General features: G+C 40.3%; 20 protein-coding genes. 10 read left to right on the forward strand and 10 right to left on the reverse strand.

Annotation, left to right across the window (positions count from 1 at the left end):
• The first annotated feature begins 461 nt into the window (after positions 1 to 461).
• Together serK and TES1_RS04225 are read left to right on the forward strand one after the other, a co-directional pair.
• Complete coding sequence (serK, locus tag TES1_RS04220; protein WP_042680523.1) at positions 462 to 1,193, forward strand: L-serine kinase SerK; 732 nt, start codon at positions 462 to 464, stop codon at positions 1,191 to 1,193.
• 101 nt (positions 1,194 to 1,294) lie between these two features.
• The gene (locus TES1_RS04225; protein ID WP_042680526.1) at positions 1,295 to 1,969 is read left to right on the forward strand and encodes an HAD family hydrolase; all 675 of its coding nucleotides are present in this window, start codon (positions 1,295 to 1,297) and stop codon (positions 1,967 to 1,969) included.
• Between the two features lie 20 nt (positions 1,970 to 1,989).
• Here TES1_RS04225 and TES1_RS04230 read toward each other — a convergent pair whose 3' ends face one another.
• Complete coding sequence (locus TES1_RS04230; protein ID WP_042680528.1) at positions 1,990 to 2,862, reverse strand: AEC family transporter; 873 nt, start codon at positions 2,860 to 2,862, stop codon at positions 1,990 to 1,992.
• 145 nt (positions 2,863 to 3,007) lie between these two features.
• On the opposite strand from TES1_RS04230, the gene TES1_RS04235 reads away from it, so the two are divergent.
• The 4 genes from TES1_RS04235 to TES1_RS04250 are packed head-to-tail and all read left to right on the forward strand — an operon-like array spanning position 3,008 to position 6,649.
• A complete protein-coding gene (locus tag TES1_RS04235; protein ID WP_042680530.1) occupies positions 3,008 to 3,415 on the forward strand; it encodes an ArsR/SmtB family transcription factor in 408 nt (135 codons plus the stop codon).
• A complete protein-coding gene (locus tag TES1_RS04240; RefSeq protein WP_042680532.1) occupies positions 3,412 to 4,710 on the forward strand; it encodes a hypothetical protein in 1,299 nt (432 codons plus the stop codon). Before TES1_RS04235 ends, TES1_RS04240 begins: the two co-directional genes overlap by 4 nt.
• Positions 4,711 to 4,715: 5 nt before the next feature.
• Positions 4,716 to 5,360: a DUF4097 family beta strand repeat-containing protein gene (locus tag TES1_RS04245; protein ID WP_042680534.1), complete on the forward strand. Its 645-nt coding sequence runs from the start codon at positions 4,716 to 4,718 to the stop codon at positions 5,358 to 5,360.
• A 50-nt stretch (positions 5,361 to 5,410) separates the two neighbouring features.
• Positions 5,411 to 6,649, forward strand: a complete 1,239-nt coding sequence (locus TES1_RS04250) for an MFS transporter (protein WP_042680536.1) — start codon at positions 5,411 to 5,413, stop codon at positions 6,647 to 6,649.
• 3 nt (positions 6,650 to 6,652) lie between these two features.
• On the opposite strand, the gene TES1_RS04255 is transcribed toward TES1_RS04250, so the two are convergent.
• Positions 6,653 to 6,994 (reverse strand): cupin domain-containing protein, encoded by a 342-nt coding sequence (locus TES1_RS04255; RefSeq protein WP_042680537.1) that lies wholly within the window; start codon positions 6,992 to 6,994, stop codon positions 6,653 to 6,655.
• Between the two features lie 142 nt (positions 6,995 to 7,136).
• Here TES1_RS04255 and TES1_RS04260 point away from each other — a divergent pair, with 142 nt between their 5' ends.
• Positions 7,137 to 8,507 carry a TldD/PmbA family protein gene (locus TES1_RS04260; RefSeq protein WP_042680538.1) on the forward strand — a complete coding sequence of 457 codons (1,371 nt, stop codon included), beginning with the start codon at positions 7,137 to 7,139 and terminating at the stop codon, positions 8,505 to 8,507.
• A 5-nt stretch (positions 8,508 to 8,512) separates the two neighbouring features.
• Positions 8,513 to 9,838, forward strand: coding sequence for a TldD/PmbA family protein (locus tag TES1_RS04265; RefSeq protein ID WP_042680540.1), 1,326 nt, complete (start codon positions 8,513 to 8,515; stop codon positions 9,836 to 9,838).
• A 15-nt stretch (positions 9,839 to 9,853) separates the two neighbouring features.
• On the opposite strand, the gene TES1_RS04270 is transcribed toward TES1_RS04265, so the two are convergent.
• A complete protein-coding gene (locus tag TES1_RS04270) occupies positions 9,854 to 10,207 on the reverse strand; it encodes a 6-pyruvoyl trahydropterin synthase family protein (protein WP_042680542.1) in 354 nt (117 codons plus the stop codon).
• Between the two features lie 56 nt (positions 10,208 to 10,263).
• On the opposite strand from TES1_RS04270, the gene TES1_RS04275 reads away from it, so the two are divergent.
• Together TES1_RS04275 and metG are read left to right on the forward strand one after the other, a co-directional pair.
• A complete protein-coding gene (locus TES1_RS04275) occupies positions 10,264 to 10,524 on the forward strand; it encodes a hypothetical protein (RefSeq protein ID WP_042680544.1) in 261 nt (86 codons plus the stop codon).
• A 108-nt stretch (positions 10,525 to 10,632) separates the two neighbouring features.
• On the forward strand, positions 10,633 to 12,831 hold the full coding sequence (gene metG / locus TES1_RS04280; RefSeq protein WP_042680546.1) for a methionine--tRNA ligase: 2,199 nt from the start codon (positions 10,633 to 10,635) through the stop codon (positions 12,829 to 12,831).
• On the opposite strand, the gene TES1_RS04285 is transcribed toward metG, so the two are convergent.
• From TES1_RS04285 to TES1_RS04315, 7 genes are all read right to left on the reverse strand, one after another.
• Complete coding sequence (locus TES1_RS04285) at positions 12,828 to 13,661, reverse strand: helix-turn-helix transcriptional regulator (RefSeq protein WP_042680547.1); 834 nt, start codon at positions 13,659 to 13,661, stop codon at positions 12,828 to 12,830. The genes metG and TES1_RS04285 overlap by 4 nt on opposite strands.
• A gap of 27 nt (positions 13,662 to 13,688) precedes the next feature.
• Positions 13,689 to 14,882, reverse strand: a complete 1,194-nt coding sequence (locus TES1_RS04290) for a hypothetical protein (RefSeq protein WP_042680549.1) — start codon at positions 14,880 to 14,882, stop codon at positions 13,689 to 13,691.
• Between the two features lie 206 nt (positions 14,883 to 15,088).
• Complete coding sequence (locus TES1_RS04295; RefSeq protein WP_042680552.1) at positions 15,089 to 16,351, reverse strand: ABC transporter permease; 1,263 nt, start codon at positions 16,349 to 16,351, stop codon at positions 15,089 to 15,091.
• Between the two features lies 1 nt (position 16,352).
• Positions 16,353 to 17,408 (reverse strand): ABC transporter permease subunit, encoded by a 1,056-nt coding sequence (locus TES1_RS04300; RefSeq protein WP_042680553.1) that lies wholly within the window; start codon positions 17,406 to 17,408, stop codon positions 16,353 to 16,355.
• A 126-nt stretch (positions 17,409 to 17,534) separates the two neighbouring features.
• Positions 17,535 to 18,290, reverse strand: coding sequence for a sulfite exporter TauE/SafE family protein (locus TES1_RS04305; protein ID WP_042680554.1), 756 nt, complete (start codon positions 18,288 to 18,290; stop codon positions 17,535 to 17,537).
• A 31-nt stretch (positions 18,291 to 18,321) separates the two neighbouring features.
• Entirely contained in the window at positions 18,322 to 19,086 is a 765-nt protein-coding gene (locus TES1_RS04310) for a sulfite exporter TauE/SafE family protein (protein ID WP_042680555.1), read from the reverse strand.
• A 14-nt stretch (positions 19,087 to 19,100) separates the two neighbouring features.
• A complete protein-coding gene (locus TES1_RS04315) occupies positions 19,101 to 20,102 on the reverse strand; it encodes a M42 family metallopeptidase (protein WP_042680557.1) in 1,002 nt (333 codons plus the stop codon).
• Positions 20,103 to 20,106 lie beyond the last annotated feature (4 nt).

Raw genomic sequence — 20,106 nt, forward strand, 5'->3', positions numbered from 1 at the left:
ACCAATTCCACCGTCCACTTTTGCCACTATCAACCTTGGAGAGGATTCCTCTTAGGTCAGCTGGGCTTGTGATGTCAGCCTCACCAAGATACTTGTCGAGATAGCGGATATAGTCCCGAGCAACATCTTTGTTTAGTTTGTTGTTAAGGTAGCGAGCAAACTCCTCTCTGATTGGCAGATAAGTGAGCCTATCCCTGCTGTTGCTGGCTGTTTTGCGGTTTTGCTGACCCTTACGAGGCGGAGGTCCGGGGTTCGAATCCCCGCGGGCCCACCATTCAACTCAAAAACGTTTCTAACAAAAAGTTTGATTAAGAATAACTGGTATTTGCTCAAATTCTGGATTATGCCCTCTGTCTTTATAGGGGATACGAAATCAAGATTTACACAAACAAAGTTTTCAGGAAAAGCTTTTTATTTCGTAAAATGTTTAACAATAGTGTAAAGCTTTGGGAGGTATGTTCATGGGAGTTGAAAAGGTTCCAAAATACGATATTCCTGTTAAAAAGGTTGAATATGTTTTTATTGAACTGGAAAAAATGAAACCTCACGAGCAGCTAGTTCAAAAGGAACTTGAAGCATTCATTGAAAGTGTTACAGGTTCAGGCGTTTTCTGGAAGCCTATGCTTCTGGCTAAAGTTCCTGGAGAGGATATGTACTTAATTGTGGATGGTCACCACAGATGGGCTGGTCTTATGAAGCTTGGGGCTAAGAAAGCCCCATCAGTAATTTTGGACTACTTCAGTGACGATGTAAAGGTTTATACTTGGTATCCAGCATTCAAAGGTGATTTAGATAAGGTTCTGGAAAGGTTAAAGAAAGAAGGGCTTACAGTTGAAGAGTGCCAAAATGCAGAAGAACTAGCGGAGAAAGGGGAAATTGCCTTCGCTCTCATCGGTAAACATAAAGCATTCAAGATTCCAGGTGGATTACAAGAACAAAAAATTGTGAGCAAAGTTCTTGATGAAATGAGTGTTGAAGGAGAAATTGAACTTATTTACTATGGTCTTAAAGAAGATGCAAAAGAGGATATGGACAAAGGAGAAATTGACTACGTCTTTATCAGAAAAGCACCAAGCAAAGAAGAAGTAATGGAGCTAGTGAAAAAAGGAGAAGTTTTCTCACCAAAGACAACGAGGCATGTATTGCCATTTATACCAGACAAAATTGATGTCAAGCTTGAAGACCTCTTCTGAAAAAGTTTTTAACCTCTCTTTTTTAGTTCTTTTTGACCAATGATGACGGATCAACCGGCTGAATAGTAGTGATGATATCGGTCTTGTCTGAGGTGTGTAAATTGATCAGGGCAGTTATCTTTGATGTTGACGAAACGTTGATATATTATGAAAATTACAATGCTCAAGAATGGTTTAACAGCTATCTCAAACCTGCATTCCAACGACATAGTATAAATGTAGATTTTGAAACATACAGGAAGATGGTTAAGGGGATTCTTCCTCGAAGTTATGTTGAAAAGCTCGGAATTAACCATGTGGAGTTCTGGAAGCTTGTCGATAATGTAAATCTTAAATATCGGAGAGTGTTGGCAAAAGAGGGTAAGATTAAGATTTTTCCAGATGTTTCTCAAACTCTCCAAGAGCTAAAAACAATGAGATTGAAACTTGCTGCTGTAAGCAACGCTTCTCAGGACTGTACAGAATTCGTGCTGGAGCTTTTTGATTTGAGAAAGTATTTTGAAGTAATTTTTGGCAAAGATTATTCATATCTCGATGGTGCAAAGCCAAATCCATACCTAATCCAAAAATCCCTTAAAGTTCTGAATGTTTCTCCCAGCGAAGCTCTCGTTGTTGGAGACAGTGAGCTGGATGTAAAAGCAGCACATAGAGCTGGAATTAAAGCAGTTCAAGTTTTGAGGTTTGATAATTTTGTGGAAGAAGCTGACTATCATGTTAGAGATCTCAATGAGCTTGTGGATTTAGTCAAAAAGTTAGTGAATGAAGAGAGACATTAATGTAATCTTTTCAAACGACACTACGACAGAATACGTAATATTACAAACAGCAAAATTGCCAAGAGTGTAAGGACTATTGTAACTCCAATAGCCTCTTCCTCCTTGAGCTTATACTGTGTTAGGATAACATTAGCAACAATAGCTGGAGGCATTGAAGCTTCAACAAGTACCGCCCAAAATATATCTCTCGGGGCTTTAAGTGTTAGGAAAACAAAAATAAAAGGCAAAACTATCCTAAAAGCCGCAACTTCAATTAGCTTTTTCACTTCAAACTTTCTCAGGTTTATTGTAGATCCAAAATAAATTAAAATCAACGGAATACTCCACCATCCAATTTTGTTCAGCATATTAAGGAACTGCGGAGGAAGTTCTATCCCACCTAACACAAAAAATAGGGCCAATAAATTCGCACTTACAGGAGGGAATTTCAATGCTCTTTTTATTGTTTCCGTCAATGAAGCTCTGCCACTTGAGTAATGAGCGGCTATAAAGCTTGAAATCGGCAGAGCTATAAGCGTATTTGTGCTTGCATAAATGATTGCTGGAGTCAAATCATTTAGGAATAAGCTTGCTATTGGAAATCCTAAGGCAACGGTATTTGGATATATTGAGAGAATCATTAAAGCAGCTTTCCATTTCTCGTCTTTTAACCTGAGACCATAGAGATATGCACCAAGAAATGAAACTCCAATTACCAGAAACACATAAATGAAAACTACCCTCACCTCCATTAAATATGCCAAGTCCTTTGAAGCAACGTTTGAGAATACATAAAACGCTAAAAGAACATTACTGGCAAGAAATCTAATTACAGAAAAAGGTTTTCGTGATTTAATCACTCTTTTCAGCAAAAATCCAATTGCTATCAACGAGAGCATCTCTGGAATATTCATGGTTTGAACTCAGTTTGGGTGTTAAAATCTTTTTTGGTATTAGCGGTCAAAGAATGTATTCATTTTCGACCAATAAATTTTTATATACTAAACACTCAATTTTAGTACAGAAAAATGTACTACAAAAATTTGTACCGTGATGAAAATGGAGGATTTGAGGAGACAACTTGAAGAGCTTAAGAAAAGGTTGGAGGTGCTTGAAGAAAGCATAGACCCGGTAGATGAGATAATGCTATCCATTAAGATGCGTCTAAGGAAGAAGCTTGAAGCCGGGAGCTTAGAACTAAATGAGGAAAAAGCCGCAAAGATTCTCAAAAGTCTTGCCAATCCAGATAGAATTAGGATTCTCAAAATGCTCTCGGAGAGACCTATGTCTTTCAAGGAGATTAAAGATGTCTTGGGAGTTGAGAGTCCTACTGTTTCTCACCATCTCAAGCTCCTTAAAAAAACTGGAATGGTGAGGAGTGTTGAAATGTATGAGATTACCGAAAATGGTCGCTTACTTTTGCGCTTACTTGAAATTATCACTGCTTTAGGGGAGGTGGAAGAATGAAATGGGATTATAGTATTTTCGAGGAAAAAAGCTTACGATTCAGGCTTGCTGAATATCTAAAAACGCTAACTGCATTAATGCTAATCCTCTGGCTCCTAAAAGGACCTCTTAGGCTCACTCCCTATAATGATTACATGGTCTACGCAATAATAGGCTTGATTTTTGCCTTTGAGCTGTTGGGTGTGGGTAAATGGATGGGAGTAACCCTTAGTGGTATTATATTTGCTTTAGCCAAGGCCTCATTCTGGACAAGTATCTTCCTGTTCTTTGGGAAGTGGCTTGGAATGTCACCTAAGCTAAGCGGTTACGCTGGGACTGCATTTGCTTATGCTGTTGTTCTGATGATAGCTGGAGTCCTAACAGCAAAGTTCAGCAAGGAGAGATTTGAGTTAAAGGTCGAAGGGAAAGCCTACGAATTTAAAGGGGCTGACTTTGGTGATGTAAAAGTTCAAGGTGACGGTAAGGTATATCCAATAAAGTTTGGAAAGAAAAAGGCTGGGTGGGTGATAGATGGAGATGTTGAGGTCATAGCAAAAACACCGCTGGGCGAGATTAGAAAGAGACTCATCTCTCCAGTTGCAATTTGGACTTCTGTCAATATAGCCGGTGAAAGGACTTCTTCTGATCCAGCATTCGTAGAGCGAGTAAATGAGCTGATAAATCCCGACAGACTCTACAAGAAGAACAAAAGCGATACTGTTGTTGACCTTGGCTTCATAAAGGTTTACGAAGGAGAAGGGTTTGAATATGTGAAGCTACCATTCATTGAGGTTATAGAAACACCAAGCGGTGAAGAGGTTAGAATAGGCCCAATTAGAATTCGTGAAGGACATCCAGAGAAACCATCAAGTGAGATGCTCACCATAAGAGAGCTCACCAACGGATTCCAGCTTACGAAAGTTGGAGGCAGGCTGAAAGTTCAGACAGAGGATTACTCAATAGAGGTTAGCGATGAAAGGGTCGTATATAGGAGTGGGAATGAAAGTTTAACTTTGGGAACGGATTACGTCTCACTTCACTCTGGAGAGATTTCAATAACTGTGGGAAGGGGTAGAGCCAAGATACGCATTGAAGATGTAGTTATTTCGGCTAGAGAAGGAAAGGTTAGGATTAGGGTTGGCGGGAAGAGTTACTCCATCGAAAGTTCTCAGGCTTACAAATTGGTTCTTGAGAAGGCAAAGGAAATCGTGGAGGAGCAAAGCACCGAGCTTATTGAAGGCTTGGGAATAGACAGAGCAAAGCTGAACAAGCGTGTAAAGGAGCTATTGGACGAGCTGATGCAGTATCTGGGGTGAGAATAGTGATATTTGAAAGTGTTGAAAAGATTAAGGTAAGCATAGAAAACGGTACCATAACAGTTGAAGGATGGAATGAGGGCTATGTTGAAGTTGAGTACACTGCAACTGACGAAGCGGGTATTATAACAAAAATGGAGGGGAACAAACTTATTATCGAGACTCCCCGAAGAAGATTTTTCAAGCTGTTTAAGAACTCTCCAAAAGGCGAAGTAAATGTCAAGATTAATATCCCCTCAGATGTTCCAGTTCAAGTTGTAATTGCAAACGGCTCTGTTAATGGTAGAAATGCTTTATTCGAGCTAATTAGCAGTGTAAACTGTGATATATCCCTTGAAGGCTGCAGGGCAAAAACCTTGGCAACGGTAAGCGGCAGAATAAGGGCATCAATAAAGACCGCAGATTCTCTGACCGTAGCCACTGTGAACGGTCCAATTGAATTAACCTTAGAGGAGCTTGAAGACAACGTTACGGTGAGTAGTGTAAATGGAGATATTCATATATTCCTGAGTGAATTCTGCGACGCTAAAATAAGAGCAAATGCAGTCAACGGCAGTATTCACATAGAAGATACCCACAGCATAAATGCAGGCAAATATGGGGTGAATGTAAGCACATTAAATGGTTCGATAACGATTGAGCTCATCTGACCAGTTATCCTCCAAAAGTTTTTTTGAAAAAAATCCAGAGGGTAGTGGAAATGCTCAATCTTGGGAAGAACTTCTGGCTCTACGCCATAGGGAGGTTCATTTCACAGCTCGGCTGGGCAGTTCAAGACGTAGCATTGCCCCTCTACGTCCTTGATGTAACAAAAAGCGGTGCAATGATGAGCATCTTCCTCATAGCCGAGCTGGTTCCTCGTTTAGCTCTATCACCAATTGCGGGTGTTGTAGGCGACAGATACAACAGAAAAGCCCTTATGGTGTGGCTCGACATAGCGAGAGGCGTTCTACTCTTTGGAGTAATTGCTTTTGAATTGCTTAATCTCAAGACGCTCTTAATTGTGCAAGTCTTGATGAGCATAATGGGAGCTTTCTTTGCTTCGGCAACAGGTGCCATGTTCGCTGATCTGGTTGAAAAAGATGAGCTTACGAGAGCTACATCAACGGTTCAAACTCTTGGCATAATAGCAAGGATAGCTGGGCCACTTCTAGGTGGCATTATCTACGCTTTTGGAGGCATAAGGTTAGCGCTCTTAATAAACGCAGTCTCGTTCTTTGGCTCTGGACTATTTGAGATGTTCATACATTATGAATGGAAAACAAAAGAACTGAAGGGCATAAGCGAAATTAAAGGAGATTTGTTAGAAGGTTTGAGGTTCATCAAGACGAAAAGGGCTTTAATGATTTTAATGAGTTATGCCTTGCTCATCAACTTCCTCTTCAATCCAATTGGAGCCGTCGTTTTGCCCTACGTCTTCAGGATTCAAATTGGCTTCTCAGCCCAGCAGTTCGGGGCATTGCAAACCGCTATAATGGTGGGCATGCTACTTGGAAATGCTCTGATAATGGCAAAGCTTGGCAATAAGGCAGAGATGTTGCTGTTCAAAGCTCTGTTCATGGAGTTGACTCTATTCTTGGTGATAACTCTGCTATGCTCACCATTCATAAGCTTAGAGGTCTGGACACTGTTTGTGGTGTTTATAGCAATTGATGTTTTACTGGGAATCTTGAATGCTCTCGTGAATGTCCCGATTTCAGCGAAACTGCAGAAGATGGTGCCGAGTGAGCTTAGGGGAAGGGTATTCTCGGTGTTTGAAATGCTTGCAATGGGGACGACTCCAATAGGAATGGCAATTGTCGGAGTTCTTTTAGAGAGTCTTCGGCCATATCAGCTGATGATTATCTCATGGCTCGCTGGATTTGGAGTCACTTTATATTATTTCATCAGATATGAGAGCGTTATCTTGGCACCAGAAGCTGAGAAAGAAGGAATTTAAAAATCACTCAAGCCAAATGCTGTCGTCTCCGAAGTAGTTCAACTTAACGACAAAAAGCCTAAATGGCTCTTCATTTTCATTGATGACCCAGTGAACAGTCTTGGGCTTAACTAAAAAGATATCTCCAGGCTTTGCATCATATTCTTTTTCTCCAATGCCGAGCTGTGCTTGTCCGCTAATTATGTAAAACAGCTCGTACTGCTTCTCGTGATAGTGCTTTGGAACAGTCTGCTTAGGCTTAATCTCGACTATTTGGGCATAACTCCCTTCAGGAAGCTCGCCCTCAAATAATGGAGCTTTCTTGTAAGTTCCCCTATCAATGAACTCATTAATTTCGGCTTTCATTTCCTTCACCTCTAGTGTAATTTAATTTTACTTCTCTAAAAAGACTTCCTTCAGATGAGTATTTAAGTGTTCAAATCTGCGCAAAATCCTTTTATATGGTGGTAATGTAGATTACTTGAGGAATAAATTCGAGGTGATCAACATGCAAGATGTTCTTGAAAAAGCCCTTGAATGGGCGATGAACAATCTGAAAGCAGAATACATAGAGTTGCGCTATGAGAATCTCAAAAAGACTAATCTTGAACTTAAGGATGGAACTTTTGTAACATTCACCAACAAAGTTCAAAGAGGAGTTGCAATAAGAGTTCTTGCGGATGGAGCTTGGGGTTTTTCCTCAACCAACCGTTTGGAGAACTTGGAAAAAGCAATTGAAGAGGCATACAAGCTAGCAAAAGCTGGAGCAAAAGCAAAGAGGGAAAAGATTCAGCTTGCTGAGATAAAGCCTGTTGAAGACGTTGTAAAGAGCAAGATGAAGATTAAACCGGCTGAAGTTAACATCGATGACAAAATTGGGCATCTCAAAGAACTTGAAAAACTCCTTAAGGAAGATAAAGTTGTCAAGTCCACAATGGTTCGCTATGAAGATGCAAGCGGTGAAAAAATCCTTCTCACAAACGAAGGGACAAATATAAGGTGGGACGTCAACTATCTTGTCCAGTACATCTGGGCAACTGGAAAAGAAGGAGATAAGTTAGCTGCAAGCAGAGACTCAATAGGGCAGGTAGATTATGGCTGGGAGATATTTGAGACAAAGGAAACCAATGAAGCTGTTGCTCAGAGAGTTTTAAAGAAGCTCCACGCTCAGCTCAACGGTGTTGCACCGAAAAGAGGAGAATTCCCAATTGTTGCGGGGCCAATTATAGTTGGAATCATTGCCCACGAGGCTTTAGGGCACCTAGCTGAGGCAGATCTTACAATCAATTCACCGTTTAAAGACCTCATGGGCAAGCAGATTGCACCGGAGTTCGTTACGATGAGTGAGAGAATCGTTGATGGCGGCTTCGGAAACGACAAATACGATGATGAGGGTGTTCCTGTTAGGGATATCCACATCATTGAGAACGGAATTCTGAAGGAGCTTATGGTCAATAGAGAATATGCCCACAAGTGGGGAATTGAGCCAAATGGGCATGCAAGGGCTCAGGATTACACTTTCCCACCAATCATTAGAATGCGCAACACAGTGTTTGAGCCCGGTGACTGGAGCTTTGAAGAGATGATTGAAGACATTAAGTTCGGCTATTATGTCGTTGACTTCAGAGGAGGTCAAGCTCAGCTCAATTCAGCATTCCAAGTTGGTGTGCAAGAGGGCTATATGATTGAGAACGGTGAAATTACAAAGCCAATAAGAGACACTTCTATCAGCGGAATTGCAATTGAAGCTTTGAAGAAGATAACTGCTGTGGGAAAGGACTTTGGAATTGAGACAGGCTTCTGTGGAAAGGGACAAACTGCATTTGTCAGTTCAGGTGGACCTCACATGAGATTTGATAGAGGAATAATCATCGGGTGATTGAAATGGAAGAACTTATTCGTTACGGTGAAAAGTTTTTTGACGAGCTTGAAATCGCTGTGTATAGAAACAGGGACGTTGGAGTTAACATTGAGCTCAATGAGGTTTCAACATCCTCCGTGAGACAAAGAACGATTACTGTAATTAGGGGCATAAAGGACAAACGCATAGGAATAAGCATAATTGACAGCGAGAGTAAAGAAGAAATCAAGAAGGCGATTGAGGAAGCATATAAGATGGCAAAGCTAAACGCTCCAGATGAGAAGTGGGTTTCACTTCCGGAGCCTGGCAAATATAGAGAGCCAAAGAAGATAAGCAAAGAAGTTAAGGAGGTTTCTCCAGATTACTTTGTGGACTTAGCAACCAAAGCCATCAAGCTTGCCTTGGAGAAAGACAAAGGCTTTGTTGTTGCTGGTGGCGGAGGAGGAGCAGAGTGGAGCGAGAGCTTAATAGTGAATTCTCATGGAATAAACGTCTTCCAAGAGGGGGGTGGGGCTTACTTCTATCTTCAGCTCATTGGTAGGAAAAACGGCAATGTAACGCCAGGTATATTTGAATTTGATGCCAAGCTAGGCTTGAACCTTGAGATTGAGAAGATCGTTGAAGAAGTTGCCCAAAAAGTTAAATGGGCCTACAATGTTGAGAAAAGCAAGACTGAGGAGGCGAAGGTGATAATCGGACCATGGGCAATGGCTTCACTGCTGAGCTATGCTCTCCTCCCGGCCTTCAGCGGTGAAAGGGTAATTAAAGAAACGACACCCTTACTGAACAAAGTTGAACAAAAAATTGCAAGCGAACTTTTGACAATTTACGATGATCCATTCCATGAGCTCAGCTTAAAGCCAGTTATAGCTGATGATGAAGGAGTTCCAACGAGAAAGAACATTCTCATTGAAAATGGCATCTTCAAAGGCTTCGTATGGAACAACTACTGGGCCAAAGTTTATGGAACAGAAAGCACTGGAAACGGGACGAGGAATCTCTCAACAGGTGGAGTTGGCGTAGGATTCCACAGCATTGTCATTGAGAAAGGAAAAGAAAGCCTAAGTGACTTGATAGCTGAGATTGGGCATGGTTATCTCGTTGATGGCTTCCAAGGAGCACACTCAAGCAACCCGGACAACGGAAACTTTGCAGTTGTGGCAAATCCAGCTTTCCTAATTGAGAATGGTGAAATCAAAGGTTCAACAGTCTTTATGATGTCTGGAAATGTTTATGAGCTTATTAACCAGATTTACGCAATCAGCAAAGAGCAAAAGGTAATTCCATTCCACGGAACGACAATAACTCCGTGGATTGCCTTTGAGAATGTTAAGATTGCTGGGAAGTGATTTTCGCTTTCTCTTTTATTCTTCAAATTCAAACTCAACTCCGTTTTCGTCTCCTTCCCAGAGGACAATTCTCTGAAGTCTGACATTTGAAGGTAGTTTCTCTCTAACCTTTTGGGCAATCCACAGTGCTATATTTTCGGTAGAGGGGTTGTCAAAAAACTTATTGAGATTTTTGTGTTTTAAGTTAGCTATAACGCTTTCAACAATCTTTCTAAGCTCCAAGAAATCAATTACATATCCCTCTCTAAGCTCTCCCTCTACAACTACTTCAAGCCTGAAAGTATGACCGTGGATTTCTTCTGGCTCCCCATTGATAATAACTGCATGAGCTGCATCAAATGTAAACTTCTCCCTTACCCGTGCTTTCATGCAATCACCGCAATGCTTTTTGAAACCAGGTATAAAATAAGTTTTTGGTGATCCTCATGGGCTGCGGCATGGAAGTAGAAGCACAAAAAGTGATTGCTGGTGGGCTTATGATATACGTTGATAGGGACACATTTTTAAAATTTGTAAAACTCAAAGAAACTCCTATTGTAGTTGTTGGAGAAACAGGGACATTTAAGAAGATTAAAGTCTCAATTCTTCCATATGAAGGGGCTCTAATCATTTATCGGGGGGAGATTGAACTCCCAGAAGGATGTATAATTGTGAAAGCTGAGAATCTTACAATAAGTGTGAGATAAATTATGTATACTTTTGCATATTTTTCTCTTTTGAAAATAACTCACCGTAATGTTTAAATTTCACAGCACTTATAAAGCCAATAATGTTAGTTTTTCGAGGTGATAATGATGACAAGATATATGGTAACATCAGCTCTACCTTACGCTAATGGTCCCATCCATGCAGGACATTTAGCTGGAGCATATCTGCCAGCAGATATTTTTGTCCGATATCTCAGACTAAAAGGAGAAGATGTCATCTATATCTGCGGAACTGATGAACATGGAACGCCGATAACATTTAGGGCATTAAAAGAAGGTAAAAGCGCAAGGGAGATTGTTGACTACTATTACGAACACATAAAGACCACTTTTGCAAGGGCTAAAATAAGCTTTGATTACTTCGGAAGAACGGAGTTGCCAGTTCACTACAAGGTCAGCCAAGACTTCTTCTTAAAAGCCCTCGAGAATGGACATCTTGTAAAGAAGGTAACAAAACAAGCCTATTGTGAGCATGATAAGAGGTTTCTTCCAGATAGGTATGTAATTGGAACTTGTCCCTATTGTGGGGCCGAAGAGCAGAGGGGAGATCAATGTGAAGTTTGCGGTAGACCACTAACACCCGAAATTCTGATAAATCCAAGGTGCAACCTCTGTGGGAATCCCATAACCTTCAAAGATTCAGCCCATTATTATATCAAAATGCAGGACTTCCAGGAAAAGCTTAGAAAGTGGATTGAGGGTAACGAACACTGGAAGCCCAACGTTAGGAATACTGTTCTTGGGTGGATAAATGAGGGACTTGAAGAGAGGGCTATAACCAGAGACCTGGACTGGGGAATTCCAGTGCCACTTGAGGATGAAGATATGAATGGCAAAGTCCTCTACGTTTGGTTTGAGGCTCCAATAGGGTACATATCGATAACAATTGAGTACTTCAAGCGCATAGGTAAGGAGGAAGAATGGAAAAAATACTGGTTAGCAAATTATGACGGAGAAGAAACAAGAATAATCCATTTCATCGGAAAGGACAACATACCATTCCATGCAATTTTCTGGCCGGCTTTCCTAATGAGTTATGGAAAGTTTAAAGACGAAAATGGAGAATTTGAGTGGCTACTGCCTTATGATATCCCGGCCAATGAATATCTCAACTTGGAGGGCAAGAAGTTCTCAACCAGCAGAAACTGGGCCATTTGGGTTCACGAATTCTTGGATGAATTCCCCGCTGACTACCTCCGCTATTACTTGACGGCAATAATGCCAGAAACGAGGGATTCCGATTTTAACTTCAAGGATTTCAAGGCAAAGATAAACGAGGAGTTAGTTAACATCCTCGGGAACTTCGTTCACAGGGCTTTAACCTTTGTTAACAGATATTTCGATGGAAAAGTTCCTGAGAGAGGGGAGCTTGATGAATTGGATAGACAAGCGTTCGAGGAAATCGAAAAGACATTTAAGGAAGTCGGAGAGCTGATAGCGAAATACCGCTTCAAAGATGCACTGAAGAGAGTAATGGCACTTGCTGCCTTTGGAAATCGCTACTTCGATTACCAGCAACCTTGGAAGACTGCAAAGACTGATAAACAGAGAACAGCGACAACAGTTAACGTTTCCCTCCAGATAGTCAAAGCCCTTGGAATACTCATTGAGCCGTTCCTCCCGGATGCGAGCGAAAAAATATGGCACCTCTTAAACCTTGAAGAGCTTAAAAAGTGGGAGTTCACTGAAATTCCGGCTGGACATAGAGTTAGAAAAGCTGAAATACTCTTTAGGAAGGTCACTGATGAAGATATCATATTTTTCATAGTCAAGCACATCGCCAGAGGAAATCCAGAGAGCGCAAAGCTTCTTCTTGAAAAATACTATAAGATGGACGAAGTCGTAAAGGTTACTCTTAAGAAGTTTGGCGAGAAAAGAAAGGAGGAAGCAATAGCAATACTTAGGAGCATCTACGGGGAAAAACTTGAGAAGAAGGAGAAGAAAAGGGAGGGCAAAAAGATGGAATATGTAAAGTTTGATGACTTTGTAAAGCTCGACCTAAGAGTTGGAAAGATAATAAGCGTAGAGGATCATCCAAATGCTGATAAGCTCTATATCGTCAAAGTTGACCTCGGAAATGAGGTTAGACAGCTTGTTGCGGGGCTTAAAAAGTACTACAGCAAAGAGGAGCTGCTCAACAAATATGTTGTTATTATAGCAAATCTTGAGCCAAAGAAGCTTCGTGGCATAGAAAGCCAGGGAATGCTTCTAGCTGCAGATGATGGTAAAAATGTTGCACTGCTAATGCCGGACAAAGAAGTAAAATTAGGGGCAAAAGTCCGTTAGAGTGTTAGTTCTATCCAGTTTTCTTTTCTTCCTTTGATTATTTTAACCAATCCTTGCTTTTCAAGGCGTTTAAACATCCTCCACGCTGTAGTTTTTGGAAGCCCTAAAGCATTTCTAACCTCGGCTTGACTTGCTCTTCCACCTTTTTCGAGAATGTACAGCAAAGCTTCTCTCTCTTCGTCATTTAAGTCGAATTTCTCCATCTTCTTTAAAAATGCCTCCTTGTTAACTTTAATGTCTTTTGAGACTTTTTTGCTAGAGATCCGCTTTATCCCAATAAATACTGCACTGATGGTTAAAACTCCTGCAAGGAAATAGTATACTACATTTTGAAAATTCCTCTCCGCATTGTATTCTAAAGTGTACGATATACTTTGATTTCCTGGAGGCATGGAAATAACATTTGAGCTTATCGAGAGTGGGATATCACTTAAATCAACAACTATCGAATTTTCTGGAAGCACAACTTTAAAAGAGTAAGGAGAAGAAACGTTTAGAGTCCAAACAAGTCCATGCTTGGAAGTTAAATCAGGAGTGTAATATGAGACCTTTATAAGCTGAGCATTGTTAACATAAATTATCACACTATTCCCAGAAACTTCAAAATTAAGAGGTTTTCCGTTTTCATCTTCCACAATTAGGTTTTCATAATTTTCACCTAAAAGAGGAACACTTATTTGAACAACATAGTCACTAGGAATAATTTGGTAATAAACCTTGACGTATCCATCCCTACAAATAGTGAGCTCTAAATCAGAAACAGTAAATTCAGCACTAACCAATGGAATCACAAGCAGAGCTATCCCAATCAGGATCATGATTTTTCTCATTTAATCACCTCTCCAAAAATTAAAAAATCAGGAATGGAGGAGGATAAACTGCTCAACATTGTAGAGCAGTCTCAGTGCAATGCCAAAGTGCTCCCTTGCAAGGGCAAGTTTCCTCTCTTTGAGCAGCCTCAATCCCATTTGTAACTCCTGTGCGGCAGTTCTAAGCTCGATCTCAGCTCTTCTTGTATCAACTCCCCTATTTTTAAGCTCCCGTAATGCTCTAGAGTCTTTTCTAATTCTGTCCTGCATCTCTTTGAGGAATACTTTCACATCTCTCTTTATCTTCTCTTCAGCAAATCTTTCGTGGATCTTATTGAGAGCCCTAAAAAATGCATCAATTTTTGGTTTGTTTTCGATTATAACTGTTAAAGCGTCTTTCCATTTTTCCTGCTCTGCCAAGCTTTTAACTTCTTCATAAATGGATTTTATTTCTTCAAGCTTAGCCTCTGCTTCAGAGGTATCTATTCCTCTCGCTTTTGCTTCTTGTATTGCTCTCTCAGCAAAGGTTATGCCCCTATCTGTTCTAACTAAAAACTCTTTTACAATCTTGTCAGCGTTTGCATAAGCCAGTTCTTTTCTGACCTTCCTTAATTCTTCATCGAGCTGTGCCTTCTTTTCCCTTGCTACTCGGAGATCTTCTCTTGCTTTCTCAAAATCTTTTGCCCTGATATCGTCTAACACGACTTTGTATGCTTGCTTTGTTTCATTATAGAGCCTTGTCAAGTTATTGACGTCAATTCCCTCTTTTTCAGCTAGGTGGATTGTCTTCTCAACGAACCTGAAGTATTGAATTGTTCTCTCTATTTCTGCTCTTATCCATTCTCTTGCATTCTCAAATTTTTCTTTTCCTTCTTTTAACTCCCTTAAAACAATCTTGTAATGGTGCATGGCCGTTAATGCATCGAGTATTGAGTTGTAATAATCGCCGTTGTTGAACTCTTCAAGTGCTTTTTCCTTGAACTCCTCTGCTTTCTCATAATGCACCAATATTGTTGAATTCTCAGGAAGCTTATCTCTAATGGGCTCAATTCTCGTTTTAGTAAATTCACTCAATCTCATAAGTTGGTTAATGAGCTGTTCTGCAATTATCTGCTCCCTTGTTGCGTTATCAAAGGTTAGCTGCTGAACCTCTGTTGTATTGCTGGCCTTATCCTGGGCCATGCTAAATGGCATCAAACTTCCAAGAAGCAACACTACTAGCGCCAAGGCACTCCATCTCATGGACATCACCAGTTATGAATGTGAGTTCAACTTATTTTAGGAACCCGATGAAAAGAACGTTTCGGAACGTTCCACTTATTAATTTGGATTTGCTTTTTGAGTATTTAACTTTTTTGAGCAAGAAAATTCCAAGATTTTGAATTTGAAACGATAAGAAAAAGAATAAATACCTCAAACTCAAATCTGGCATCTAGTTTAACAAAAAGTTAAGAAAGAGCGGAGGAATTATCAACAGGCATCACCAGAGCAAAGCCCAAGCTCAAGAATGCCATAGCAAATCCTGGCGAAAGCACCCACCACCAATAGCCACCATATAATGCTCCCTGTTGTAGAGCTTCAACAACGAATGAGCCCCAGTTTACGCCGGGTATTAATCCAAAGAAACCGAATATTGAAATCAGGGCAACAATTCTTGGCATTAAAAATGTAAAGTATCTGATGCTGTGTTCTAAAACTACAGGTAAAATGTGCTTTTTGATAATATGAAACCCAGAAGCTCCCAGAGAGATGCTGACAGTAATGTGCTCCCTCGACTTTTCTTGGATTGTCATTATCCTAATAGTCTTGGCAAATTTGCCCACCAGCAATATTGAGACCAAAAGCATGAACTTTACGGGATTAACTTCAACATGAGCCCCAATACCTTGCCTTGACATTACCCATGTGAGAACAACGAGGATGGGCAAAATTGGAAGAGCTGTAAGGACTTCTAAGAAAAATGTGACTATGGATGAGAGCAAGTTTTCAAAATAGCCAGAAACCAAGCCAAGTAGAAGGCCTAAAGCAATTATCATAACCGTTGTAAAGATTGCCAAATAAAGTGTGTTGACCATGCTCTTAACAAACCCCGCCCATATATCTCTACCATAGCTGTCGGTTCCAAGTAGTCCATAACTTGTCCCATAAACGATGATTTCCGGTGGAGCTGAGCAGTTGCATAGGATTCTAAAAATATAGGTTCCTTTTAGTGTGCTGAACTGAGAATTTGTGGAGAAGAGAAGTTCTGTAGGTGTTCTCGTGCTCAAATCTGAATCCATTAGGTTAAACTTTTTTCTTAAAGCTCTAAAAATTGAGAGAGTGGTCTTATCGTTTGTGTTTAAAGTAATATTTTGAAAAAGCATTCCATCATAAACATTAACTAAAATCTCATCGGGTCTCTTTACATCAACAACATAAAGGGCTGGGTGGTATATAATAATCGCAATGTCGTTGGGTTTTTCATCATATTCATGCTCATAAGTGTAGATATACTCTCTGTATCCTTGGGAAGACCAGTTTAGCTCGGAGAACAGCTTGATTGTTGATGTTCCCCCTAACCAAATGGGCTTTGCTCTCTTTGGATAATTCGTCCAGTATATGCCATTTTCCCAATTGTCAAGTTTCTCCTTTGAAACTGAGAGATAGCTAGCAATGACAAAAATTGTGAAGAGCGCTAAGATTACTGCACCGACTTTTTGTCTTCTCATCATTTCAGCTCACCCTTGGGTCTATAATGCCCTTAACAAATTCGAGGATTAAAGAGACAGCAAAGGATATTGTAGCAATTATTAGAGTTGTAGCAAAGAAAAGGTAGAAATTAAAGCTTATGGTAACGCCCACAACAGGTACTATCTCTCTCACAAATGAGTTCTTGAGAATCAAACCGAGACCCATTAATCCGAAAAGATAGTCTATGACAAGATAGTCTGTGAACATTTCCATGAACTTTTGGGCTGTGAAACTGCTCAACACGATTCCAATGTTTCTCAGAATGTGTTTTCTATAGATGACCTTTTCTGGAATACCTTTTGCTCTTTCCGTTTGTATATAGGGCTGATACATCTCTTTCTGTGTTTCTCTAGCAACTATACTCATAAACTCCCAAATAAATACCAGAAATAAAGTCATTATAGGAAGGACAAGATGCTTTATCAAATCAATAACATATGCAACACCATATAGAGGTTTTGGCGTGAAAAGACCGCCTGTAGGGAGGACACTCAGCTTAACAGCAAAGATGACTATCAGCAGAACACCAATCCACCAAGAAGGCAAACCATTGAAGAACCTCGTTATGCCTTCCACAATCTCTAACACTTTTGGATGATTTGCAAGCTTCATTCCAAAGAGAACTCCAAAGACCACAATTAACGCCATAGAGCTCAGCATTACAGTTAGAGTTACGAGGGTTGCACGAGAAAGACTTAATTCTCTTTCCTTCCTTTTATCAATTTGTGTTTTTAAAGGCTCTCCTTTATTTAAGAGGAGCTGAACCCCCATAATGAACGGATTCTTTGACAGACCGTACTTCTCAAGGAGGAAATGCTCGTAAACATACTCCCAAGGTTCAACACCTTCTTTTGCTGCCTCTCTTTTTATCTGCTCATAAAGAGCCGGATTTTTCATTCCAATGCCATATTCGGCTAAATCCTTAGCTTTCTCTTTTAGAAGGTGATTAGCAGTAACTCCTGCAGTTAAAATCAAAATCAACATGACAGTAATGTATATCGTAATAATTCTTCCCAATGCTCTCTTTGCAATCCTCATGGAGCACCTTTATCAATTTCTCTTGTCAAAGTTATAAAATTTTCTGATAAAGATAAGAAAATAACAATAACATTTTGTTATAATCTATATAAAAACAAAACAAAGTAGCGTTCAAAAAGTTAGATATCAAGGTATGACAAAGCCAAAACCCCTCAAAATCATCCTAATTGCGATTATGATAAGTATCAGTGAAAAACTCCTCTTAAGATGCTCCGGATGTGTATTATGCGCAATTTTAGCTCCTAAAAAGCCCCCCAATATTAGTCCCGGGGCTAGTAATATGGCTTTGTCAAAATGAACTTGTCCAAGCGTATAATGTCCAATTACACCAGCTAGAGCTGTGAAGAATAGAGCAACGCTTGAAGTACCGATAGCATAGTGAATCGGAAGTCCTAACGAATAAAAAAGCGGAACGTTTAAAATTCCACCACTTATTCCTAAAAGTCCAGAAGAAAAACCGGAGATAATTCCTATCATTGGAACCTTCTTGTAGTCAACTTTAACCTTCTTTTTTGTTGAGACTATTTCAGGCTCTTTAATCAGCTTGTATGCAACGTATATCAAAGCAAAACCAAATATCGCACTTAATTGCCTTGTATTTAGGAATGCAGTTATGTAGGCACCAAACAATGCGGATGGGATTGAAAATACTTCTTTTAATATCACAACTTTAAAAATAACATTCTCTCGTTTCAAGTGCCCATAAGCAGATGCGAAGGAACTCATAGATATACATGCTAGACTCGTTCCAATCGCATCATGGATGGGCAAACCCATGAGAGTTAGAACAGGGACTATCAAAAAACCTCCGCCAACTCCGAATAGACCAGCAAGCAAACCTATGAAAAGGCCAATGAAAATGTTGAGGATATACTGAAGCATGAAAAAGAGTAAAAAAGAACAATTTTAAAGATTACGGAACCGCGATTCCTAACCCTTTTAAAATCATTCTTAAGGCTAATAACGCTAAAACTACTGCAAATGCTTTTTTCAAGTTTGAAGCCTTAGTTCTCTTTGCTATTTTAGCTCCAAGCTGTGCCCCAATTATCAAGCCAGGAACCAAAAGGACAAGCCACTGAATTTCAACGTTTCCCATCATGTAATGCTTGATTGCCCCACTTGTAGCGGTGAAAACTATTGCAAAGCTTGAAGTTGCAACAGCATAGTGAATTGGCATTCCAAGCCAAACAAGGAATGGAACATTTACTATTCCTCCTCCAACCCCTAACAGTCCAGATGCTATTCCAGCGAAAAATCCACCAACTGGAACAAGCTTATAATTTATTTTAACATCCTCTAGCTTAACTTCACTTGGCTCTGCTGTCTTCTTGCGGTAAATCCTAATTGCAACGAGTATTAACGTAGCACCAAAGATCACCTTAAGCTGTGCTGGATTCAGCAGAGAGGTCATCCAAGCTCCAATGTATGCTCCGATTATTGCAGTGCTTGCCAATAGGAGTCCAGCTTTGTAATGAACTCTTTTCTGCCTTGAATATGCTAAAGCAGAACTGAGTGAAGTAAACACAACAGCTGCTGATGATGTCCCTACAGCGTGGTGAATTTCAACTCCCAAGAGGTTGAGTGTAGGAACTATCAAAAATCCCCCACCCAATCCGAAAAGAGCAGCTAAGATTCCTATGAAAACACCAACTGCGAAATAGCTGATATATTTGAGCAATTAATCACCTCCATTTAAAGCTCAAACACTATTGCCTCAATCAGCTTTATCAAGGCATCCAAATCATCCAAGTGAAGCATCTCTGCTTCGCTGTGCAGATATTTAATCGGCACGCTTAAGGCGAGGACTTCGCTCTTATGCTGGAATACAGACGCATCAGTCCCTCCACCGGTGACACCTATCTGAAGAGGTATCCCATTCCTGTCAGCTATTTCAACAACTCTCTTTGCGAGTTTTCTTGTGTAAACTGCTGAGTTGTCCACAGCCCTAATCACAGCACCTTTGCCTAACCGGACATCACCTGTTAAGAAAGAGCAGCACGCGAAAGAGTCAATAGCGAAAGCAAAGTCTGGGCTGTAATGTTCCACCAAAGACTTAGCGCCCTTAAGCCCTATCTCTTCCTGCACAGTGAAGGCGAAAATGAACTTTCCATTCAAGTCATGATCAACTAAATCTTTGATAGCCTCAAACAGTGCAACAACGCCAAAGCGGTCATCAAGAGAGCGAGTTGAAACATAACGTTTGTTTAAAACCGCAAAGTGCTTTTTGAATACAACATAGTCTAAAGGCTTAACCCCCATTTCAAGGGCTTCCTCTTTTGATTCTGCACCAATATCGATTTCCAATGCATGCCAAGGAATCGTGTCAAACCTCCTCTCGAGGTTAAGATGAACTGGTGTGACCCCTATAACCCCATCGAGCTTTCCATTCTCTGTTATCACATCCACATGTCTACCAATCAATAGTCTGTCATCAATGCCGCCGATTTTCCTGAACTTCAGCTTTCCATCATTTGTTATTCCTGTAATCAAAAGCCCAATTTCGTCCATATGTGCCATGAAAATTGCTCTCTCTTCTCCTTCTCCGAGCTCAACTATTAGGTTCCCTATTCTGTCAACTTTATAATCCGCGAAAGGCTCAATCCATTCAATCAGCTTTTCTCTAACTTTTTCCTCATATCCAGAAATTCCCGGAATTTGGGTTATTTCCCTAAGTTCTCTAATGAGATGCTCCATGATA

The sequence above is a fragment of the Thermococcus paralvinellae genome (assembly GCF_000517445.1).
GTDB lineage: Archaea > Methanobacteriota_B > Thermococci > Thermococcales > Thermococcaceae > Thermococcus_B > Thermococcus_B paralvinellae.

Coding starts and splice junctions, on each gene's coding strand:
- TES1_RS04270 (WP_042680542.1), bottom strand. CDS start 10,207: ATGAAAGCACGGGTAAGGGAGAAGTTTACATTTGATGCAGCTCATGCA.
- TES1_RS04315 (WP_042680557.1), bottom strand. CDS start 20,102: ATGGAGCATCTCATTAGAGAACTTAGGGAAATAACCCAAATTCCGGGA.
- TES1_RS04250 (WP_042680536.1), top strand. CDS start 5,411: ATGCTCAATCTTGGGAAGAACTTCTGGCTCTACGCCATAGGGAGGTTC.
- TES1_RS04230 (WP_042680528.1), bottom strand. CDS start 2,862: ATGAATATTCCAGAGATGCTCTCGTTGATAGCAATTGGATTTTTGCTG.
- TES1_RS04295 (WP_042680552.1), bottom strand. CDS start 16,351: ATGATGAGAAGACAAAAAGTCGGTGCAGTAATCTTAGCGCTCTTCACA.
- TES1_RS04240 (WP_042680532.1), top strand. CDS start 3,412: ATGAAATGGGATTATAGTATTTTCGAGGAAAAAAGCTTACGATTCAGG.
- TES1_RS04255 (WP_042680537.1), bottom strand. CDS start 6,994: ATGAAAGCCGAAATTAATGAGTTCATTGATAGGGGAACTTACAAGAAA.
- serK (WP_042680523.1), top strand. CDS start 462: ATGGGAGTTGAAAAGGTTCCAAAATACGATATTCCTGTTAAAAAGGTT.
- TES1_RS04285 (WP_042680547.1), bottom strand. CDS start 13,661: ATGAGAAAAATCATGATCCTGATTGGGATAGCTCTGCTTGTGATTCCA.
- TES1_RS04300 (WP_042680553.1), bottom strand. CDS start 17,408: ATGAGGATTGCAAAGAGAGCATTGGGAAGAATTATTACGATATACATT.
- TES1_RS04305 (WP_042680554.1), bottom strand. CDS start 18,290: ATGCTTCAGTATATCCTCAACATTTTCATTGGCCTTTTCATAGGTTTG.
- TES1_RS04265 (WP_042680540.1), top strand. CDS start 8,513: ATGGAAGAACTTATTCGTTACGGTGAAAAGTTTTTTGACGAGCTTGAA.
- metG (WP_042680546.1), top strand. CDS start 10,633: ATGACAAGATATATGGTAACATCAGCTCTACCTTACGCTAATGGTCCC.
- TES1_RS04260 (WP_042680538.1), top strand. CDS start 7,137: ATGCAAGATGTTCTTGAAAAAGCCCTTGAATGGGCGATGAACAATCTG.
- TES1_RS04275 (WP_042680544.1), top strand. CDS start 10,264: ATGGGCTGCGGCATGGAAGTAGAAGCACAAAAAGTGATTGCTGGTGGG.
- TES1_RS04235 (WP_042680530.1), top strand. CDS start 3,008: ATGGAGGATTTGAGGAGACAACTTGAAGAGCTTAAGAAAAGGTTGGAG.
- TES1_RS04290 (WP_042680549.1), bottom strand. CDS start 14,882: ATGAGATGGAGTGCCTTGGCGCTAGTAGTGTTGCTTCTTGGAAGTTTG.